We start from the raw sequence: 19,483 nt of genomic DNA, 5'->3' as shown, positions 1-19,483 counted from the left end.
ATCGGCTTAGAAAATTTGTATCGAATCATGCTCGCATTACTCCAGTTTAAACTCAGGCCATGCATTTAAACAGTCCAACAACACCTGTGGGGATTGAAAACACATTTCACGTTTTTTAATGTGTACCGCCACTTGCGAGGTATAGCCCTTGGTCAGCTTTCTGCCCGAAACCGCATCGAAAATCAGATATTCAATTTTCAGGCGGTTTTCCCATTCTTTTAAAATGGCGCGCACGCGAATTTTTTGCTCAAACTCAATACCTTGTACATAGCGCACATGACTTTCAATCACTGGCCATGCATAACCCGAGTCACGCATTTGGTTATAGTTATAGTGAAATTGATCCAGCAGTTTGCAACGCGCGATTTCAAAATATTTTAAATAATGCCCGTGCCACACCACGTTCATTGTGTCGACATCATGAAAGGGCACTTCAATGATTACATCAGCATGCATGCTCATTTCCTATGAATATTGAACAGCAACGCTGTCTAACAGTTCTAAATCCTCAAAGCGATTAACCAGCGCCTGAAGCTCTTGTTGCAAAGGACGATCTTCCTCTACATAGGTGAAGCTCTGAAGCACCCAGTGTTGAAATGCTGTTAAAACAGGGCTGAGTTCTGTATCTACACCTTTGAGTTTGACCGCCTGAACTGCTGCACAACTGAGTGCCGCAATCACTTGTTCAGTCAGAGTAATGACACGGCTGGCGTCACGCGCGGCAATGGTACCCATACTGACTTTGTCTTGATTATGACATTCGGTTGAACGTGAGAAAATCGACGCAGCGAGTGTGTGTTTCAAAGCTTCTGCTGTCCATGCCGAAACCCCGATTTGTACGGCTTTAAAGCCATGATTCAGCGGCAAGCGCTCAGGACTAGAACCGGTTAAATTACGCGGTAAACCATTGTTCATTTTATAGTCCACCAACTGCGCCAACTGACGATCCATCAAGTCAGCAATATTCGCGATCATGATTTTTAGACTATCCATGGCTTGAGCAATATGTCCGCCATAGAAATGTCCCCCATGCAGTACCCGCAGGTTCACTGGGTCAATCAATGGGTTGTCATTGCTTGAATTCAGCTCATTTTCAATAAACTGACGCAGCCACAGTTTAGAGTCTTCAAATACCCCGATCACATGCGGTGCACAGCGTAGTGAATAACGGTCTTGCAAGCGTGAACTTTGGTGTTCGGTCTGCACTTCACTGTTTAACCAGTCACGTAATTGGGCTGCAATATGTTGCTGTCCCGGATGTGGTTTTTGCGCAAACAAGACTTCATCAAAATGGCTTGGATTCCCTTCTAAAGCCAAAACATTCAATGCAGTAATTAAAGTACTGGCAAAAGAAATCTGTTCGGCTTTTTTATAATTCAGGCAAGCGATAGCAGTCATCACCGCTGTACCATTCATGAGAGCTAAGCCTTCTTTAGGACGCATCACCAAAGGCTGCACACCTTTTTCGGCATACACTTGCGCAATCGGCACGATCTGACCTTGATAGTACACATCGCGCTCACCAACCAAGGCCCCAGCGATATAAGACAAAGGCGTCAGATCCCCACTGGCACCAACCGAACCTTCCGAGGGAATCACAGGAATCACATCTTCATTCAACATCCAGACCAACCGCTGCAACAAGGCATGCGAGACACCCGAATAGCCGCGTGCCAAAGAACATAAACGCACTACAACTACAGCACGCGCCGTAATCAAGTCTAAGTTTTGCCCCATGCCACAACCATGAAAACGCGATAAATGTAGCGGCAGCTCATGCACTTGGTGGGCTGGAATTTCAACCAAGCACGAGTCGCCATAACCCGTGGTCACGCCATAAATGACGCCTTCGTCTTGCAACAGCTGATCGAGGAAATCTGCGCCGCGTTGGATCAGTGCTGTCCATTCCGCGGATACGGGCAAGACCACCTGTTTTTCTTTACGCGCTACAGCCACAACATCTTCAATACTGAGCGGATTTTCCCCAACAATTAACACAAGACTTATCCTTTATTCCAAAAATTATAAAAATTAAACCATTGATAGGGCGCGCGTATACAATGCTGTTCCAACAGCTCCACATACTGTCTTGTGGTCTGTTGCATGGCCTGTAAACGCTCTTTCCGTGGCCAATTTAACTGCTCCGCTACTTGGTGAATATGCACTTCAAAATGTGTATCTACTCGATAGCAAAACACCGCCAACACAGGTGCTTTCAACAAACTGGCCAAAATCCACGCACCTTGGGGCCACAGCGCTTGCTCGCCTAAAAAAGCAACTGATTGTACCCGATCCGACTGCACGGGTACGCGGTCTGCCGCTACAATCACCCATTCACCTTGATCCAACTTATCCTGTAAAATCAGTGCTGTTTCAATCCCCAACTCATCTACCGAAATTAAATTAACATCTGCCTGTTCATTCAATTTTTTTAAAAATTCATTGAACTTAGTCGCATGTTTTTGATAGACCAGTACATTAATTTTTTGTGGATGCTCTGATTTGATGGCACGAAGCAATTCAATATTGCCAAAGTGCGACACTACAATCACCGCACCTTTTTGATAGTGCGAACGAAAGTGTGCATGACCATGCAGCTTTAAGTTCTGCTCAGGAATATGCCCAAGCCATCCCTCAATTTTATCTAAAATACATTCGCCAAAATGCATCAAATGCGTATAGCTGTACCACAGCTGCGGCTCAGCCTGAAATGGCGACTGCGCACCTGCAAAATGATGCAGTTTTTTTAAGTACAACAGCGAAGCCTGACGCGCGGTATTGGAAAAAATCAAGTACCATAAAATTACAAAGTACAATATAACTCTGCACAACCAACGTCCACCCAAGCGGTAGAAACCGAGCATCAGCATCAGCGGTATCATCCCGCCCCGCTCTTTCACGGCGCTCCATTTCTGCATATGCTTCTCTGACCGCATTAGCCTTTCACTTTCTGATAAATCAGCTTGGGGAAACGCAGCAGCATGCCACCCAACAAACGACTATGCGCACGCGCCATGCCCAAATTGTCCCGCCAAACATCAAAGTGTGAAATACCATCTTCAGGGTAAATCACATGGGTAGGCAGATTAATAAACTGCACATTGTCCCATTTCAAACGTACCAAAATTTCTGAATCAAAGCCCATCCGCGGTTGAAACTTGGCTGTGTTTAGAATGTTCACTGTCTGCGCCAGAGGGTAAATGCGAAAGCCACACATGCTATCCTTAATGTCAAAAGACAGACTGTTAATCCACACCCAAATATGCGTTGCATAACGGCCATAGAGACGTTTTTTCGGAACAGTTTCATCAAAGATCGGCTGACCAATCACCATGGCTTCGGGATGCTGGATAGATGTGTCTAAAAAGCGTTGCACATCCTGCCAATCATGCTGTCCGTCAGCATCCAGTTGCAAGGCATGACTATAACCACATTGAAAGGCATGCTTTAGACCGGTGATCACTGCCTGCCCCTTACCCTGATTGTATATATGCTCGACCAAATCAACCCATGGGTAGTCACTCGCGAGCTGATGTAAAACTGCCGTACAATCGGCGTCACTGCCATCGTTCACCATAATAATAGGTAACTCAAAGCCACTCAAATGTGATAGCAACGCAGCCAAATAATGTGGATGGTTATACACAGGAATCACAAAGCAGTGTTTCATTTTTATCTCTCGGCTTAAACGTCTGAAAGGACAGCAAACAGCAAACGTCCTGATGCCAATATTTTGTCACGACTTTTCAGTTCAAAACTGACTTTATGCGCTTTACGACTGAGCACCAGTTCCACCACTTGATAGGGTTGGATCAGTCCTTGAAACTTTAACTGCTCAAAACCATTACACCACAATAAATCCGCCCAGTTTTGTTTGGCAAAATGCTGAATAAAACCAATTTGTCCTACGCCTGGATAAATCGGGAAGTTCGGGAAGTGGCCTTTAAAGCATTCCAGCTCTGGCACAAATTCTAAAGCATAACTGATCTGCGTATCCTGAGATTGCTGTATCAGCACAACGGGCAAGATCATCGACTGAAAGAGTGATTCTAAATACTGTTTATTCAGCTTCGATTGTGCATTTTGTGGCATTTGCATTAAGAATCGCCACTGCCGCGGAATCGCAATGCTTTCCAGTTTCTGTTGCAATTGTTTTTTCAGTTGTGCGGTGAATACTGCTTTACCCTTTTCAATGAGCAGTACACGAGCTTCCTCGGTCAGCACAGCCACCACCGCTAAAATCTGGCGCTGTTCTTTTTCATGAATTAGGACATGACATTGTTCTATTTCGACCAATTCAGCGATTTTTGCTTCTATTGCATCGAGACTTAAACGCTTTTCTTCGAGTTTGACAATGCGATCCAAACGCCCCAATAACTGAAATGGACTTTTGGGATTATCTGCATCCACAACCTGCACTTTATCCCCGGTCAAAATCCAATCCGCGCTAAAGGCATGGTTGGTTTTAACGGCTAACTCTTGCTGCTCGGCGCACTTAATTTCGACATTGGAAAAGGGTGTCCATACCGCATCATCCGCCTGACGGTGGGCGATCCCGCCTGTTTCAGAACTGCCAAACACTTCAGTAATCGGACGATTCAGCAAAGGACGCACATCAGCATCCAACCTCCCGCCAGAGGAATAGACCATCTGACAGTCTTGCAATACCACATCTGTGGTCCAGCGCTTCAGCAAAGCAGGACTGGAAATCAGATAATTGGGCAACTGCACATGGGCAATTTTCTTTTGAAGATCAACCACATCTTCAGGGAAAGCCAGTTGTTTTTGATAGAAACTGCGCCCACTGGCTAAGGGCCACAACAGCTTAAACAACAAACCATAAATATGTTGATGGCTCACCGTAGCAATCGCCACTGCCTGCTCAGGCAAATCAAAACTGGCCTCTAAGCCACAGACTTCATTGAACAACTGTTGCAAGCTGCGCGGAATCTTTTTCGGCTGCCCAGTTGAGCCCGAAGTATAAAAATACAGCTGGGCCTGATTGAAAAAGGCAGCATCAAATTGAAGTTCGAAGATTGGTGCTGCTGTCGACGGCAAACGTTTTAAAAAATAAATCTGCTGTTCAGCCAATTCTTTTTCTAAGTCGCTGACCCGATGCGGCGGCAACAGCACTTGCTTGCCTGCTTGCAATGCCGCAAACAACAATACTAAAAACTCATAACTGTCTTCTTGCCAAAGCGCCCATACAAGCTGTTCCAACTGCTGAATTTGCGCAGCCTGTTCAGCCACATCCAACCAAAAAGTGTGAAAGGAAACGAAACTTGAGTCTGCCTGAATACACAGGGGACGCAATGAATGGAGATGGTGTTGAAAATGACAAGACATAAAATTTGTTTTTAAAACCGTATTTCTAATCGCTATAGTTCGAGGCCACTGTTTTAAGTTGCCCTGACGGAAATGCTATTATTTCTGTGCCTGATGCAGTCGCTGCTGGCGTTTGCGCAACACAAATTCACCCAGTAACAACCCACCCATCAAGACATAAGAGATCAAGCCGTTATACAGTACCCAAATTTTCATTGGTGCAAAGAAAACACTGATCAGGGCAATGACCGCATTGATGCAAAAAAACACACACCAAACTTTGGTCACTTGACGGGTCCATTGTACCCCTTCTTCGGGCAAATTAGGCTCTGCCAAACGTGCAAAACGTTCAATCATTGAAGGCGGTCGAATCAAGGTGCTGGCAAAAATAAACAACGCCCCGAGACTCATAAAGACAGGATAGAGTTTAAGCCATGCATGATCTTTTAAAATCAAACTCAGCCCGCCACATAAAATGGCAAAACCCGTCAATGGCCACAGCAAAGTTTTGCCCTTGCTGAATAGACGCAAGACGCCCAGTGCAATCAATACCGCACTGACCCAGACATACTGTCCATGCGCCAAAGCATAAGCCACAAAAAAAGGATAGAGAAGCAATCCGACCCCTACTATCCCTTTTAAAATGTTGTTCATGCAGCCGACATATTCTGAATCACGAGCACCACATCTTGAACGGTACGTACATTTTTAAAGTCTTCAGGATTAACTTGCTTGCCTGTCAGCTCTTTAATTTTTACCACCAAATCAATGGCATCAATACTGTCGACATCGAGGTCTGAAGCTAGGTTTGATTCTAACTGCACATCTTCAGGTGCAATTTCAAATAGCTCTTCCATCCACTCACGTAATTTTTCTAACACGGTTTCTTGTGCAAGCATAGCAACCTCTTATGCTGTTTTCTGTGCTTCAACCAAAGCCTCTAAGCTTTGAATTGATTTAAAATGTTCTTTGGTTTCTGCGGACTCTGCATTTAGATGAATGCCATAGCGCTTTTTCAATGCCAAACCCAGTTCTAAAGCATCAATCGAGTCCAAACCCAGACCATCACCAAACAAAGGTGCGTCTGTATCAATGTCTTCAATACGGATGTCTTCAAGGGCGAGGACATCAATAATCATTTGCTTTAACTCATCAGCAAGATTGCTCATTTAGGGATAACTCTTGGTTAAAAAACCATTGTAATTGTTGATTTAACTGACGCACATTTTTGGGATTGACCGTTACATCATCCAATACGTCTTCCACTCGGATCGCATCCAACACTTTTACATGGATATGAAAAGGCTGTTCTGGAATGTGATACCACTTTTCATTTTTAGTCAGGGTCGATGGCGTACAGCTAAGTAGCACAGGACGAATCGGCACACCAGCACGCAAAGCAATATTGGCCGCACCACGCTGAAAGTCATTCAATTTCTCGCCTTTTGCTGTCCGTGTCCCTTCAGGAAAGATCAACAACGACGCCGCATGATCCTGCTGTAATTTTTGTACGCAGTCCTGAATAAATTGTTCAGAACCTGCATTTAAAATATAACCCGCACTTTGCACAGGGCCTTTGGTAAATGGATTTGACCACAGCGCCTGCTTGACGACGCAGTTTGCTTGTTCCATTAAACCAATTAAAACCACCACGTCAATCAGTGTCGGATGATTGGCAATGACCAACTCTTGTTGACTGTTTTGTAATTTCTCTAAACCTTCAACCGTATAGGTCATAATGCCCAGTTTCACCATCATTTCGGTGAAACCTTTAAAACTGTGCTTAATCACCTTTTGAGTACGCTGCTTTCGCAGCTCAGCGTCTGCTGAACTCAGCTTGACCAAGGGTGCAATCAAACCACCAATCGCCACACTGCCTAAGCCAAAGCTGGCAAAACTAAACCCTGTCGCTCCAACGCGCCAGACATAGTTGGCTTTTTGCTTAATCCGATTTAATTTCAGCATTTCGTCCACGCTTCAGATTCAGTTTGCTCAGGATTATTCCAAAACGTATTAAATGCTAAAGCCTGCTGATAGGCTGGCGTTGCATCCGTATGCTTTGGCGTCAACATCAAGTTGGCAGGCGCTAATGAAATCATCGCTGCCATCGCAAAAGCAGCAAATGGCTGATGCTCGGCATAAATGTCTGGCAAGGCTTCATCATAATACACCAGCAAAACCTGACGAGCTTCTGGCCTTGTTTTTAGCCACGCATAGGCTTCAATCAGCCCATCATTCCACGAACCCGCCAAACTGGTCGCAGGTGTCGCATCCTGACATAAAATGGAATATAAGCCTGAAATTGCATTATGTACCGACGTTGAAAATTGAGTCGGTGAAGGGGTTTGCTCGCGTAACACATCTGCTAAAATATTCAGTGTTTTTGCTTCATCGCCATATTGCGACACCCAAACAATATAATCGACCTTGCGGGTGGCTAAAGTCTGCATTGCGCTATTCAAAGCCAGCTTTGCCAGACGCGATAAGCGTCGGCGTTGCATCGCAGGAATGTGTTCTATAGCTGATAATTCTTGATCAACCAAGCTCATATTCAAGCGGGATACGTGGAGTTGCATCATCATGATCAGTGTTTAAAAGTTGATAAATTATCAGGCGCGCAATTATAGCACTGAGCCACATTTTTCACAAAAAATAACAAGCGCTGATATGTTCAAAAAAGGAGGATACAGCAACACTGATCCTCCTCCATAAAATAAGAGTGACTAGAGGTAATATTGCGTTCTTTTTTTGGCAAATTTATCCAATTGTTTTAAAAAGCCTTCGAAATAATCTTTCTCTTTTTCCTCAGTGCGATAGCCTGCATAAAGAGTCCTACGCAAACCTTCAGGCGCTACGCAGTCCAAACGACGCGAAGTCACCCAACCCTTTTGTTCATATTCGTTCACCACCCAATCGGGTAATGCCCCTATACCACGCCCACTGGCTACCAGCTGAATCAGCATTTGGGTGAGGTCGGTGGTGCGGATCTGTTTCGGCAGAATATTGGCCGGAATAAACAGACGCGACATAATATCTAAACGGTGCTTATCTACTGGATAAGTCACCAAGGTTTCTTCTGCAAGTTCTTGCACGGTAATATCTTTGGCACGAACCAAAGGATGGGTGTTGGATAAAACCAAACGCGATTCGTACTCAAAAATCGGGAAATATTCCACCCCTTTTAACGCAATCGGGTCGGCCGTAATCAATAAATCAAATTCACCTGTCTGCAATAACTCATGCGGATTGGCCTCAAAACCTGAAGCGAAGTCCAGATCAACATCTGGATACTGTTGGCGATATTGATTTAACAACGGCATTAACCAATCGAAACAGCTATGACACTCGGAGGAAAAAGTAATTCGTCCAGTTTGACCATGCACAATACGGGTGATGTCGCTTTGTGCAATTTGTACCTGCGGCAATACTTCATCCGCTAGTTTTAATAAACGCTGTCCAATATTAGAAAAGCTAACTGGACGGCTACGACGGTTCACCACCTCTACCCCAAACCATTGGTCTAACTCACGCAACTGGTGTGATAAAGCAGAAGGCGTTAAGCATAGGTCTCCCGCAGCAGCCACCAATGAGCCATGCTCTCTTAAAGCGGTTAAGGTTTTTAAATGGCGGAGTTCTAACATCTGGCACAGCCCAATTTTTTAATCTTGATGAATACGGTATAGCTTAACCTATAAAAGCCACATTTGATTATTTTTTCTCATCTTAATTTCTACTTAATTAGTTTATTTCACTTTAATATTTATGATCCACAACGAAAATATTCGCCCAATTTACAGAAAATGAAAAATTTAAGCATTTAAATTCATAATCTTCATGATCCGTGCATGAGCGCTAATCGAAGTAAGGCTTTCTTTTATAACTGTGGATGACTTTTAAGACTATCTCTTGGTCATGCCTAGGTTGAAGCGTGATCCCTTCAGTTTTTGAGAGGTACAACGACCGAATCCAGCCCACCAACGGTCCTATTTAACTCGTGGCTATGCATCGAACTCTTGTGATATCTCTACTTTGATATAGCGAAATCATTTTACAGCAAGCAGTATGCTCTTGTACCTGAGTTAAATTCAGTTCAAATATTGAGAACTGATGATTCTGATCTTCTATCCAAATTGAGCAGGCTAAAGCGCTGAAAAAGCATAACGTGCTGACAACAGAACTTCTCACAACCCTAGTCTTCGGGCTTTTTTATGTTCCACGTGAAGCATTATGTAAATATCAAATCAAAGCCGCTTGTCTCTCAAACTGGTGCGATGCCAAACAGAGCATGTAAAAACGAAAAAGCTTCCGACTAGGAAGCTTTTTTTAAATCTTAGATTTAACCATCAATCGTGAGCTTTAAAATCTCAGCTTTGGTATAACCCCGTTCTTTTAAAAGATGTTGAATGGCTTTTTTCTCATCTTGATCTTCAAGGAATTTACAGCGTTGGATCAAACGCATATCGGTCTCATACTGAAAGTTATGACGACACTCCAATTCCTTATTGGAAGGCGTAGTAAAAAAATGAAGCACAGCTAGATACTCTCTTTCATGCTGTTGAAGTGGCCCGCCTTCAACGAATACCTATCTAACACAACTGTTAAACACCCTTTGGGTAAATGATGACGAATCTCGCTCCATTATGCAAGTTTGGGCCTCTCAAATGTTCTCTCTCTACTCATCTACAGCGCTCAAAGCAGACCTTCATCATCTACCAAAGTCGATTTTAATCATGAAAATTCATCAGCTCATCCTGAGAATTCTTCATCCAATCGCCGTTGATCCGCTCGTTAGACGTTTTAAACTGTCTGGTTTAAATAGATAAAAATCATTCAATATGTCGAAGCTCGAACGTCAGAAACTTAGCCTCCCCACAGGTCATGACAAACTGCTCTTGCATTCCTGCTGTGCGCCTTGCTCAGGTGAAGTCATGGAAACCCTGATTGAATCGGGTATCGATTTTTCTATCTTTTTCTATAACCCCAACATTCACCCTGTAAAGGAATATCTGATTCGCAAAGAAGAAAATATTCGCTTTGCAGAAAAACATCATATTCCATTTATTGACTGTGATTACGACACAGATAACTGGTTTGCACGTGCCAAAGGTATGGAAAATGAACCAGAGAAAGGCATCCGTTGTACCATGTGTTTTGATATGCGGTTTGAACGTACGGCACTTTATGCAGCAGAACATGGCTTTAGTCTAATCAGCAGTTCTCTCGGTATTTCCCGTTGGAAGAAAATGCAACAGATCAATGAGTGCGGGCACCGTTCTGCTTCACATTATGCAGGCATTCACTACTGGGACTACAACTGGCGCAAACATGGCGGTGCTGTACGCATGCTAGACATCAGCAAACGTGAAGAATTTTATCAACAAGAGTACTGTGGCTGCGTATATTCACTGCGGGATAGTAACCGCTGGCGTATGAGCCAAGGCCGTGAACGCATCAAACTCGGACAAAAGTTCTATTCCAATGCCATGGATCAGGACAGCTGATTTCAGCTAGCAGCCTCCACATACCAATTTTTCCAAGAGCTGGTTCCTCGCACCGCAATCGACACGGTCGGAATCAGCTTTTCTTTTAAGATCTTGGTTTGTCCAACGGCTTTGGCTAAGCGTGCTTTGACTGAATGAATGCATTCACGGTCACCAAATTCACAGCGGTCTAAGCTGGTTCCACCACAGGGCCCATTGGCCAAGCCTTTAGGACAAGTTTCAGGGCAAATATACAGGGTCTCGCCTAAACGGCATTGACCACAACTCTCACAGCCCACCACTGCATGCTTACTCAAATGTTCTGTTTTCAGTAATGCTTGTTTGGCACGCGATCGATCCCAAACATTGAAATTGAAAATAAACCGCCCCACGCCTTTGGCCAGTTTAGATTCAAATAAAGCATCATGCATCAAATGCAGATGTTGGTATTTAATAATCTGACTTGAGGTCGCAGGCCGTGAATAATAAGCCAGCTTCGGATGAAACTCTGTACCAGTTTGCACCTGCCAAAGCGTATTCCAAAGTCGTTCACACTCAGCAAAACTCAAATGCCGATATTCTTCAATATTGCTTTCTAGCAACACTTGCTCCTCAGGCTGATGGCAAGCCGATAAATGCACCCCCGCAAAACCCAAATGTCGACACATTAGAATCTGTAATGCGCAGCGCACATAAACGCGATCACTTAAACCCTGTTCTTTTTCCTGTTGCAATACCTGCAACATATGCGGGGTGATCACTATACCCGCCACTTTATGCTTCAGCATAAACTTAGCCCGTGCCAAGGTCAGTGGCATGACGCAGGCTAAAATTTTCTGAGCATACTGATGCTGCACCAAAAATGCATGTGCATCTTGCAAAGCAGTCATGTCATAGCCCAATTGGGTAATCACATAATCAGCCCCTGCTTTCATCTTTTTATGCAGTTTCAGATATTGCGCCTCTTTTTCCGCTTCCGCATATTTAAACGGATTAAACGCCACACCAATATGAAAACCGCCTTGGCGTTTGGCTTCCATGACAGCATTCACCGACTCCAAATAACGTGTTCGTGGCTTTAGGTCATGGCTATAGTGGTGCTGTTTTAATTTATCGCCTGTTAAAAGCAACAGGTTCTTTTGACCCTGTGTTTTTGCATCTTTCAAAAACTGCTCAAAGTCTTGTATATCACGCGCTTTCCCCGAAAAGTGAATGACTTTCTCAATCTCTTGTGGATACTGTTTGGCGACTTGCAAAGGCGCTTCATCGTCATCTGCATGCACCCGATCGGCCAGCGTCATAGCCGCAGGAAAGCCTGCAAATTCAGTTTTCACAGACCACTGGGTTTGGTGTGCACTTAAGTATTCAACCAATACGCAAAATTGTTGCTGTGCAAAATATTGAGCAAGTAAGGACATCACAGAAGAAATAATCCAGAGGATTAAAAAAGAAGAATTATATCAAAAAATCAAAAATAGATGACGAATCGTCTGGTTGTTCGCTACGGCATATTCAATATATTTTTGGACCACCCCCTACCCCATGAGTGAACTCAAATATCCACCCCGGTCTGATTCATTAGTTGCAGTACCATGCTAAAACTGAACCTGATGGTCAAATTCAAAAAAGAACGACTTTACCGCTCAACCATAAGCCATCAATAGTGCAACATTTGTCTAGACCCCTTATTTACTGCGCCGATTGACTTATTTTCGATAAGATTGTTCTTTTTTATGCTTTTCAATCGCTTAAAGACTAAGCATATTTCAGCTTTTTAAAATAAAGGCATCTTTTCAAGCTGGGACTGACTGTGTATAACAATGGACGACTCAAGGAAATGATTCGCACATAGGCAAAAGCCTGAAAAAAGCTTAAACTATGTGCCAATGAAAACAAATGATATGTCGTCCATGGCGACAACGATGAAGGTGAAGGTTGATGCCGCTCAATACCGTTGAAGAGCTAGTTGCAGATATCCGTGCAGGTAAAATGGTCATCCTGATGGATGACGAAGATCGTGAGAATGAAGGTGATTTAGTTATCGCAGCGACCCATGTTCGCGCAGAAGACATCAACTTTATGATCACCCACGCACGTGGTTTGGTGTGTTTAACGCTCAGCCGTGATCGCTGTAAACAATTGAATCTTCCATTGATGGTCGATGCCAATGGCGCACAACATGGCACCAACTTCACGCTCTCCATTGAAGCGGCAGAAGGGATTTCTACAGGGATTTCGCCTGCGGAACGTGCGCATACCATTCAAACGGCTGTAGCAGCACATGCCAAACCATCAGACATCGTTCAACCTGGGCATATTTTCCCCTTGATGGCGCAGCCTGGCGGCGTTCTACACCGCGCAGGTCATACCGAAGCAGGTTGTGATTTATCTCGCCTAGCGGGTCTAGAGCCTGCATCGGTCATCTGTGAAATCATCAATGAAGATGGCACGATGGCGCGTCGTGCCGATCTTGAAATTTTTGCTGAAAAGCATGGTTTAAAAATTGGTACCATCGCGGATCTGATCCACTATCGTATGACCAATGAGCAAACGGTTGAACGGATTGATCAGCAAAGCATTGATACCGAATATGGGACGTTTGACTTATACCGTTACCGTGAATTAGGCAATCCAGATATTCACTTGGCTTTGGTGAAAGGTGAACCAAAAGAAGGGGTAACCACCGTTCGTGTCCATGGTTTCAACCCTGTTCGCGACCTGCTCAAGCTCAACAAAAAAGACGGTGAGCCAGCATGGAATCTCGACAAGGCCCTGCAAGAAATCGCAAGTAGCGATCGTGGTGTTTTAGTCTGGATTGGTCAGCGTCATTTACAAGACTTAGGCCCAGCCCTAGACAGCCTTACAGCACCAAAACCAACCAAATCCAATGCTGCTTTATCTCAGCAGTACCAAACAATTGGGGTGGGCGCACAAATTTTACGTGATTTAGGCGTAGAAAAGATGAAGCTTTTGAGCTCACCTTTACGCTTTAATGCACTTTCTGGGTTTAATTTAGAAGTGGTGGAATATATCACCGCACATCAAACAACTTAAAAAATCATCGAGGTTGCTATGGCAATTCGCCGTATTGAAGGTATGTTACATCTCGCTAGCGAAGGCCGTTATGCGATTTTAGTGGGTCGTTTTAATAGTTTTGTTGTCGAACATCTATTAGAAGGTGCAATTGATACATTGAAACGTCATGGTGTATCAGAGGATAATATCACTGTTGTTCATGCACCAGGCGCGTGGGAACTTCCTGTCGTGGCTAAAAAATTAGTGGCGTCTGAACGCTTCGATGCCATCATTGCACTAGGTGCTGTGATTCGTGGTAGCACACCGCACTTCGATTTTGTTGCAGGTGAATGTGCCAAAGGTTTAGGCGTGGTTGGCCTAGAATCTGGTCTTCCAGTGATTAATGGTGTATTGACTACGGACAGTATTGAACAAGCGATTGAACGCTCGGGTACAAAAGCAGGTAATAAAGGCGGCGAAGCTGCTCTTACTGCAATTGAAATGGTTAACTTGTTAAAGGCTATTTAACGCTATGTCGCAAACATTGCAAGCAACTTATGCAGCAAAACGTAAAGCACGTCGCTTTGCTGTACAAGGAATTTACGAATGGCAAATGAGCCACAATCCAGTCCATGAGATCGAAGCACGTACGCGTGTGGAAAATGCCATGCACAAAGTGGATCTGAGCTATTATCATGAATTGTTAACCCAAGTGGTTGCCAATCATGAAGCATTGGATGCGCTCTTAATCCCTGTGCTTGATCGCGAAGTTTCTGCGCTTGACGGCGTTGAACTTGCGACCCTCCGTTTAGGCGCATATGAACTCAAGGAACACCTTGAAATTCCATATCGCGTGGTTTTAGACGAAGCGATCGAGCTTGCTAAACATTTTGGCGGTGCAGACAGCCATAAATACATCAATGGTGTATTAGATCGTTTAGCAACAACTTTACGTGCAGCAGAAAAGCAACAAGCGAACTCACAGTAGTAGATTTGTTGTATGGCTGAGTTTTCGATCATTGATACCTATTTTAATCGTAAGAGTCCTCATTCTGTCGATTTAGGCGTCGGTGACGACTCAGCCTTGCTCACCCCGCCACCGCAGCAACAATTGGTCATTTGTGCCGATACCTTGGTTGCTGGACGTCACTTCCCGCTTGATACCAGCCCCCATGCGATTGGCTGGAAATCTGTCGCGGTCAATTTATCTGATATCGCCGCAATGGGTGCGAAACCTCAGAGTATTTTATTGGCCTTGAGCTTACCCCAAATTGATCATGACTGGCTCAAAGGTTTTAGTCAGGGTTTATATGATTGCTGTGATCAATTTGGCGTGAGTTTAATTGGTGGAGACACCACCCAAAGCCCACATCTCACCATTTCCGTGACTGCACTGGGCTGGGTCGATATCGGTCAAGCCGTTACTCGCTCTGCCGCTCAAGTGGGTGATTTGATTTGTGTCAGTGGCACTGTCGGCGATGCTGCTTTTGCCTTGCAACACTTGGGGCACCCTCTCCAACGACGTTTAGACTACCCCACCCCACGCTGTGAACTGGGTCAAGCACTCAAAGGTTTGGCGCATAGTATGATTGATGTGTCAGATGGCTTAGCACAAGATCTCGGTCATATCTTAAAAGCATCCCATGTGGGCGCGACCCTACAACTTGATCAATTGCCAATCAATACTGCTCTACAAGATGTAACACGAGAACAACAATGGCAATATGCTTTGGCGGGTGGCGATGACTATGAGTTATGCTTTACAATAAGCCCGCAGAATTATGAAAAACTTTTGCAACAACAAAACCATAGCAGCATCAGTGTGATTGGAAAAATTGATGCCGAAAGTGGTCTGCGTTTTCAACAAAATGGCTTAGACCATTCCTTGCAATTTAATGGATATCAACACTTTGCATAAGCCCCCTATCCTCTTTCGTCAGATGTCTTGGTATGACCGTTTCATCGTGTTTTGCGGTGTAGGGTTTGGCTCAGGGTTAGCACCCAAAGCACCGGGTACCTTTGGTTCTGCCTTCGCGCTGCTGTTCGTCCCGATTTGGCTTGCAATTGGCTTATCGAACACCATTATTGCCATCATCCTCATGTCTCTGATTGGCATTTATATCTGTGGGCATACTGCCAAAATGATGGGCGTACATGATGATGGGCGTATTGTATGGGATGAGTTTGCTGGCCAGTCCATCACCTTTTTGCCTGTCCTGTATTTAGGGCAAATGAATTGGCTCTGGCTGCTGCTGGGTTTTATTTTATTTCGTATTTTTGATGTGTGGAAACCGTGGCCTATTCGCGTCATTGACCAAAAAGTCGAAGGTGGTTTTGGCATTATGCTCGACGACCTAATTGCAGGACTATGGGCTGCACTTTGTATTTGGATTTATTTTTATTTCACTGTGGCTTAGGCCATTTTTAGGATTAGAACATGTCAACGACTGTTATTATTCTTGCTGCAGGTAAAGGAACACGTATGCGTTCTTCTTTACCCAAAGTACTACAACCACTTGCAGGACGTCCTTTACTTGGTCATGTCATCGACACTGCAAAAAAATTAAATGCAGCCAATATTATTACAATTTATGGGCACGGTGGTGCACGAGTTCAAGAAACGTTTACTCATGAAAAGATTGAATGGGTGGAACAAGCAGAGCAACTCGGAACTGGCCATGCGGTGCAAATGACACTCCCTGTCCTTCCACAGGAAGGCAGCTCACTGATTTTATCAGGCGATGTACCTTGCATCTCTCAAAACACGCTACAAAAATTACTCAATGCAACTGCCGAGACAGGCATTGGTCTAGTGACTTTAACTTTAGCCGATGCAGCAGGTTATGGCCGTATTGTGCGTGAGAATGGGAAAATTCAAGCGATTGTTGAACATAAAGATGCAACCACAGAGCAGCATCAGATTAAAGAAATTAATACCGGTATTTACTGTGTCAGTAATGCCAAATTACATGCGTGGTTACCACGCTTAAGCAATAATAATGCGCAAGGTGAATACTACCTCACGGATATCGTTGCAATGGCCTTAGCCGATGGGATGCAAGTCGCATCGGTTGAGCCGGAACAAGCCTTCGAAGTTGAAGGAGTCAATGATCGCATTCAGCTTGCCGCATTAGAGCGCCAATTCCAAATAGCCCAAGCCAAAAAGCTCATGCAGCAAGGTGTGCATTTGATTGACCCTCGTCGCTTTGACCTTCGTGGACATTTAACCGTTGGACAAGACGTCCGCATCGACATCAATGTGATTGTTGAAGGCGAATGTGAATTCGGCGACCATGTAGAAATTGGTGCAGGTTGTATCATCAAAAATACCAAGATCGCAGCAGGTACAAAAGTTCAGCCGTATAGCATCTTTGATAATGCTATGGTTGGTGAAGATGCGCAGATTGGTCCTTTCGCTCGTTTACGTCCAGGTGCAAAACTGGCGGCTGAAGTGCATATTGGTAACTTCGTTGAAGTCAAAAACACCAGCATTGGCTTCGGTTCAAAAGCCAATCACTTTACCTATTTAGGTGATGCTGAAATTGGTGCAGGCTCGAACATTGGTGCTGGGACTATTACCTGTAATTATGATGGTGCAAATAAATTTAAAACCATCATTGGTGATGCTGCATTTATTGGTTCCAACAGCTCATTGGTTGCACCTGTCACGATTGGCAATGGAGCAACCGTCGGCGCAGGTTCAACCATTACCCGTGATGTTGCAGAAAATAGTTTAGCGGTAGAACGCTCTAAGCAAGTTGAAAAAGAAAACTATCAACGTCCACAAAAGATGAAGAAATAAGAGGATTAAATTATGTGCGGTATTGTCGGTGGCGTTGCAGAACGTAGTATTACCAATATTTTAATTGAAGGTTTAAAGCGTCTTGAATATCGCGGCTATGACTCTGCGGGTTTAGCGCTGGTCAATCAAGGCCAAGTTTTACGCGAAAGACGTGTCGGTAAAGTATCCAATCTAGAAGAAGCCGTTAATCAATCAGGTATTCTAGGTTCTCTAGGTATTGCACATACACGTTGGGCAACCCATGGCAAACCTACTGAAGATAATGCACATCCGCACATTTCAGGCGATGTTGCTGTAGTCCATAACGGCATTATTGAAAACTATCAAGAACTCAAAGACGATCTTGAAGCTTTAGGCTATGTATTTACCTCACAGACCGATACTGAAGTGGTCGCTCACTTGGTTAAAGATGCTTTAAAGTCTACCCCAAGCTTGCTGGAAGCTGTGCAACAAGTTGTGCCTCAGCTTAAAGGGGCTTATGCACTGGGTATCGTACATACCGACCATCCAGATGAACTGATTACCGTGCGTGAAGGTTCACCTTTGGTCATTGGCGTCGGTATTGGCGAAAACTTTATCAGTTCAGATCAATTGGCTTTACTGCCTATTACCAATCGTTTTATTTACCTTGAAGAAGGTGATATTGCTCGTTTAACCCGCAATAGCATTGAAGTTTTTGTCGCTGGTCAACGGGTCGAGCGCCCAATCAAAGAATTAGATGCTGCGGTCAGCAATGCATCTAAAGGTGAATATAAGCACTACATGCTCAAAGAAATTTATGAGCAACCTGAAGCAATTCAACAAACCATTTCTCAAGCCCTAGATGGCAATGCACTGCGTGGAGACTTTCTTGCCCATGCAGTTGCTGATTTCCAAAAAATTCAGCAAATCCAAATCATTGCCTGCGGGACCAGCTACCATGCAGGGATGATTGCCAAATATTGGTTTGAACAACTGATTGATCTACCGTGCCAAGTAGAAATTGCGAGCGAATTCCGCTATCGCAGCCCTGTCATTGTCAATCACACACTTTATGTCTGCATTTCACAATCTGGTGAAACCGCTGATACTTTAGCCGCACTGCGTGATACCCAAAAGCGTGCTGCAGCAAAAGGTACTGACATCACCACCATGACTATTTGTAATGTCGCAACATCGTCTATGGTACGTGAGACCAATCATAGTTTGCTTACACTGGCGGGTCCTGAGATTGGTGTAGCATCAACCAAGGCGTTTACCACGCAGCTTGCAGCACTGATGTTATTGGTCCTAAAAATCGGTACAGTTAAGAAGAGCATTTCTGTACAGCATGTGGCTGAGATTACGGCTGAACTTTGGCATACCCCTAAAGTAATTTTAGATACCTTACGTAATGACCCTGAAATTTTACGTTTATCTGAACTCTTCGTAGAGAAGCAGCACTGCTTATTCTTAGGTCGTGGCACGAATTTCCCGATCGCACTTGAAGGGGCGTTAAAACTCAAAGAGATTTCATATATCCATGCTGAAGGCTATGCCGCAGGTGAACTTAAACATGGTCCGCTCGCTTTAGTCGACAATGACATGCCTGTGGTCATTCTCGCACCGAAAGATGATATGCTCGATAAACTCAAATCGAATATGGAAGAGGTTCAAGCTCGTGGTGGTGAACTCTTTGTCTTTGCCGATGAAAATAGTGGCATTAAAGCCAAAGACCGTCAGCATGTGGTTTATGTACCAAGCATTAGCCCAATATTGGCTCCAATTGTTTATAGCGTACCTGTACAACTGCTGTCTTATCATGTTGCAGTCCTTCGTGGCACGGATGTCGACCAACCTCGAAACCTCGCTAAATCGGTCACTGTAGAATAATTATTTAAAT

At 44.3% G+C, this 19,483-nt stretch carries 21 protein-coding genes; 8 read left to right on the top strand and 13 right to left on the bottom strand.

From position 1 onward, the window contains the following. Positions 1 to 36: 36 nt before the first annotated feature. From MF4640_RS09590 to MF4640_RS19890, 12 genes are all read right to left on the bottom strand, one after another. Complete coding sequence (locus tag MF4640_RS09590; protein ID WP_078389422.1) at positions 37 to 456, bottom strand: acyl-CoA thioesterase; 420 nt, start codon at positions 454 to 456, stop codon at positions 37 to 39. 9 nt (positions 457 to 465) lie between these two features. Continuing rightward, positions 466 to 1,998 carry an HAL/PAL/TAL family ammonia-lyase gene (locus tag MF4640_RS09585; protein WP_078389421.1) on the bottom strand — a complete coding sequence of 511 codons (1,533 nt, stop codon included), beginning with the start codon at positions 1,996 to 1,998 and terminating at the stop codon, positions 466 to 468. A 5-nt stretch (positions 1,999 to 2,003) separates the two neighbouring features. Further along, the gene (locus MF4640_RS09580) at positions 2,004 to 2,918 is read right to left on the bottom strand and encodes an acyltransferase (RefSeq protein ID WP_078389437.1); all 915 of its coding nucleotides are present in this window, start codon (positions 2,916 to 2,918) and stop codon (positions 2,004 to 2,006) included. Positions 2,919 to 2,935: 17 nt separating this feature from the next. Beyond that, on the bottom strand, positions 2,936 to 3,670 hold the full coding sequence (locus MF4640_RS09575; RefSeq protein ID WP_078389420.1) for a glycosyltransferase family 2 protein: 735 nt from the start codon (positions 3,668 to 3,670) through the stop codon (positions 2,936 to 2,938). A gap of 14 nt (positions 3,671 to 3,684) precedes the next feature. Then, positions 3,685 to 5,346: an AMP-binding protein gene (locus MF4640_RS09570; protein ID WP_078389419.1), complete on the bottom strand. Its 1,662-nt coding sequence runs from the start codon at positions 5,344 to 5,346 to the stop codon at positions 3,685 to 3,687. A gap of 78 nt (positions 5,347 to 5,424) precedes the next feature. Continuing rightward, positions 5,425 to 5,979, bottom strand: coding sequence for a septation protein IspZ (locus tag MF4640_RS09565; protein ID WP_078389418.1), 555 nt, complete (start codon positions 5,977 to 5,979; stop codon positions 5,425 to 5,427). After that, positions 5,976 to 6,224, bottom strand: a complete 249-nt coding sequence (locus tag MF4640_RS09560) for an acyl carrier protein (RefSeq protein WP_004684310.1) — start codon at positions 6,222 to 6,224, stop codon at positions 5,976 to 5,978. The genes MF4640_RS09565 and MF4640_RS09560 overlap by 4 nt, the downstream gene beginning before the upstream one ends. A 9-nt stretch (positions 6,225 to 6,233) precedes the next feature. Further along, a complete protein-coding gene (locus MF4640_RS09555; RefSeq protein ID WP_078389417.1) occupies positions 6,234 to 6,494 on the bottom strand; it encodes a phosphopantetheine-binding protein in 261 nt (86 codons plus the stop codon). Further along, positions 6,478 to 7,290: a lysophospholipid acyltransferase family protein gene (locus tag MF4640_RS09550; protein WP_078389416.1), complete on the bottom strand. Its 813-nt coding sequence runs from the start codon at positions 7,288 to 7,290 to the stop codon at positions 6,478 to 6,480. Before MF4640_RS09550 ends, MF4640_RS09555 begins: the two co-directional genes overlap by 17 nt. Beyond that, the gene (locus MF4640_RS09545; protein WP_078389435.1) at positions 7,284 to 7,904 is read right to left on the bottom strand and encodes a beta-ketoacyl synthase chain length factor; all 621 of its coding nucleotides are present in this window, start codon (positions 7,902 to 7,904) and stop codon (positions 7,284 to 7,286) included. Before MF4640_RS09545 ends, MF4640_RS09550 begins: the two co-directional genes overlap by 7 nt. A gap of 144 nt (positions 7,905 to 8,048) precedes the next feature. Then, positions 8,049 to 8,966: a LysR family transcriptional regulator gene (locus MF4640_RS09540; protein ID WP_078389415.1), complete on the bottom strand. Its 918-nt coding sequence runs from the start codon at positions 8,964 to 8,966 to the stop codon at positions 8,049 to 8,051. Between the two features lie 695 nt (positions 8,967 to 9,661). Beyond that, positions 9,662 to 9,784 (bottom strand): hypothetical protein, encoded by a 123-nt coding sequence (locus tag MF4640_RS19890; protein WP_004684300.1) that lies wholly within the window; start codon positions 9,782 to 9,784, stop codon positions 9,662 to 9,664. Positions 9,785 to 10,160: 376 nt separating this feature from the next. Between MF4640_RS19890 and MF4640_RS09535 the strand changes: the two genes are divergently transcribed. Continuing rightward, a complete protein-coding gene (locus MF4640_RS09535) occupies positions 10,161 to 10,826 on the top strand; it encodes an epoxyqueuosine reductase QueH (protein WP_078389414.1) in 666 nt (221 codons plus the stop codon). Between the two features lie 2 nt (positions 10,827 to 10,828). On the opposite strand, the gene MF4640_RS09530 is transcribed toward MF4640_RS09535, so the two are convergent. Continuing rightward, complete coding sequence (locus MF4640_RS09530; protein WP_078389413.1) at positions 10,829 to 12,223, bottom strand: methylenetetrahydrofolate reductase C-terminal domain-containing protein; 1,395 nt, start codon at positions 12,221 to 12,223, stop codon at positions 10,829 to 10,831. Positions 12,224 to 12,743: 520 nt separating this feature from the next. On the opposite strand from MF4640_RS09530, the gene ribBA reads away from it, so the two are divergent. The 7 genes from ribBA to glmS are packed head-to-tail and all read left to right on the top strand — an operon-like array spanning position 12,744 to position 19,473. Then, a complete protein-coding gene (ribBA, locus tag MF4640_RS09525; protein ID WP_004983924.1) occupies positions 12,744 to 13,859 on the top strand; it encodes a bifunctional 3,4-dihydroxy-2-butanone-4-phosphate synthase/GTP cyclohydrolase II in 1,116 nt (371 codons plus the stop codon). A gap of 18 nt (positions 13,860 to 13,877) precedes the next feature. Then, complete coding sequence (gene ribE, locus MF4640_RS09520; RefSeq protein ID WP_004684294.1) at positions 13,878 to 14,348, top strand: 6,7-dimethyl-8-ribityllumazine synthase; 471 nt, start codon at positions 13,878 to 13,880, stop codon at positions 14,346 to 14,348. 4 nt (positions 14,349 to 14,352) lie between these two features. Beyond that, the gene (gene nusB / locus MF4640_RS09515; RefSeq protein ID WP_004983920.1) at positions 14,353 to 14,808 is read left to right on the top strand and encodes a transcription antitermination factor NusB; all 456 of its coding nucleotides are present in this window, start codon (positions 14,353 to 14,355) and stop codon (positions 14,806 to 14,808) included. 12 nt (positions 14,809 to 14,820) lie between these two features. Next, the gene (gene thiL, locus MF4640_RS09510; RefSeq protein ID WP_078389412.1) at positions 14,821 to 15,738 is read left to right on the top strand and encodes a thiamine-phosphate kinase; all 918 of its coding nucleotides are present in this window, start codon (positions 14,821 to 14,823) and stop codon (positions 15,736 to 15,738) included. Further along, complete coding sequence (locus MF4640_RS09505) at positions 15,716 to 16,237, top strand: phosphatidylglycerophosphatase A (RefSeq protein WP_078389411.1); 522 nt, start codon at positions 15,716 to 15,718, stop codon at positions 16,235 to 16,237. Before thiL ends, MF4640_RS09505 begins: the two co-directional genes overlap by 23 nt. 20 nt (positions 16,238 to 16,257) lie before the next feature. Beyond that, a complete protein-coding gene (glmU, locus tag MF4640_RS09500; RefSeq protein ID WP_078389410.1) occupies positions 16,258 to 17,622 on the top strand; it encodes a bifunctional UDP-N-acetylglucosamine diphosphorylase/glucosamine-1-phosphate N-acetyltransferase GlmU in 1,365 nt (454 codons plus the stop codon). Between the two features lie 12 nt (positions 17,623 to 17,634). Continuing rightward, positions 17,635 to 19,473, top strand: coding sequence for a glutamine--fructose-6-phosphate transaminase (isomerizing) (gene glmS, locus MF4640_RS09495; protein WP_078389409.1), 1,839 nt, complete (start codon positions 17,635 to 17,637; stop codon positions 19,471 to 19,473). The last annotated feature ends 10 nt before the right edge of the window (positions 19,474 to 19,483 follow it).

Source organism: Acinetobacter sp. MF4640 (genome assembly GCF_002018895.1).
Classification (GTDB): domain Bacteria; phylum Pseudomonadota; class Gammaproteobacteria; order Pseudomonadales; family Moraxellaceae; genus Acinetobacter; species Acinetobacter johnsonii.
This window is presented reverse-complemented; position numbering and strand designations above follow the sequence as displayed.

Coding starts and splice junctions, on each gene's coding strand:
- MF4640_RS09545 (WP_078389435.1), bottom strand. CDS start 7,904: ATGATGCAACTCCACGTATCCCGCTTGAATATGAGCTTGGTTGATCAA.
- glmU (WP_078389410.1), top strand. CDS start 16,258: ATGTCAACGACTGTTATTATTCTTGCTGCAGGTAAAGGAACACGTATG.
- MF4640_RS09555 (WP_078389417.1), bottom strand. CDS start 6,494: ATGAGCAATCTTGCTGATGAGTTAAAGCAAATGATTATTGATGTCCTC.
- MF4640_RS09580 (WP_078389437.1), bottom strand. CDS start 2,918: ATGCAGAAATGGAGCGCCGTGAAAGAGCGGGGCGGGATGATACCGCTG.
- MF4640_RS09590 (WP_078389422.1), bottom strand. CDS start 456: ATGCATGCTGATGTAATCATTGAAGTGCCCTTTCATGATGTCGACACA.
- glmS (WP_078389409.1), top strand. CDS start 17,635: ATGTGCGGTATTGTCGGTGGCGTTGCAGAACGTAGTATTACCAATATT.
- MF4640_RS09505 (WP_078389411.1), top strand. CDS start 15,716: ATGGATATCAACACTTTGCATAAGCCCCCTATCCTCTTTCGTCAGATG.
- MF4640_RS09550 (WP_078389416.1), bottom strand. CDS start 7,290: ATGCTGAAATTAAATCGGATTAAGCAAAAAGCCAACTATGTCTGGCGC.
- MF4640_RS19890 (WP_004684300.1), bottom strand. CDS start 9,784: ATGCGTTTGATCCAACGCTGTAAATTCCTTGAAGATCAAGATGAGAAA.
- MF4640_RS09540 (WP_078389415.1), bottom strand. CDS start 8,966: ATGTTAGAACTCCGCCATTTAAAAACCTTAACCGCTTTAAGAGAGCAT.
- MF4640_RS09535 (WP_078389414.1), top strand. CDS start 10,161: ATGTCGAAGCTCGAACGTCAGAAACTTAGCCTCCCCACAGGTCATGAC.
- thiL (WP_078389412.1), top strand. CDS start 14,821: ATGGCTGAGTTTTCGATCATTGATACCTATTTTAATCGTAAGAGTCCT.
- MF4640_RS09565 (WP_078389418.1), bottom strand. CDS start 5,979: ATGAACAACATTTTAAAAGGGATAGTAGGGGTCGGATTGCTTCTCTAT.
- MF4640_RS09530 (WP_078389413.1), bottom strand. CDS start 12,223: ATGTCCTTACTTGCTCAATATTTTGCACAGCAACAATTTTGCGTATTG.
- MF4640_RS09560 (WP_004684310.1), bottom strand. CDS start 6,224: ATGCTTGCACAAGAAACCGTGTTAGAAAAATTACGTGAGTGGATGGAA.
- MF4640_RS09575 (WP_078389420.1), bottom strand. CDS start 3,670: ATGAAACACTGCTTTGTGATTCCTGTGTATAACCATCCACATTATTTG.
- ribBA (WP_004983924.1), top strand. CDS start 12,744: ATGCCGCTCAATACCGTTGAAGAGCTAGTTGCAGATATCCGTGCAGGT.
- MF4640_RS09570 (WP_078389419.1), bottom strand. CDS start 5,346: ATGTCTTGTCATTTTCAACACCATCTCCATTCATTGCGTCCCCTGTGT.
- nusB (WP_004983920.1), top strand. CDS start 14,353: ATGTCGCAAACATTGCAAGCAACTTATGCAGCAAAACGTAAAGCACGT.
- ribE (WP_004684294.1), top strand. CDS start 13,878: ATGGCAATTCGCCGTATTGAAGGTATGTTACATCTCGCTAGCGAAGGC.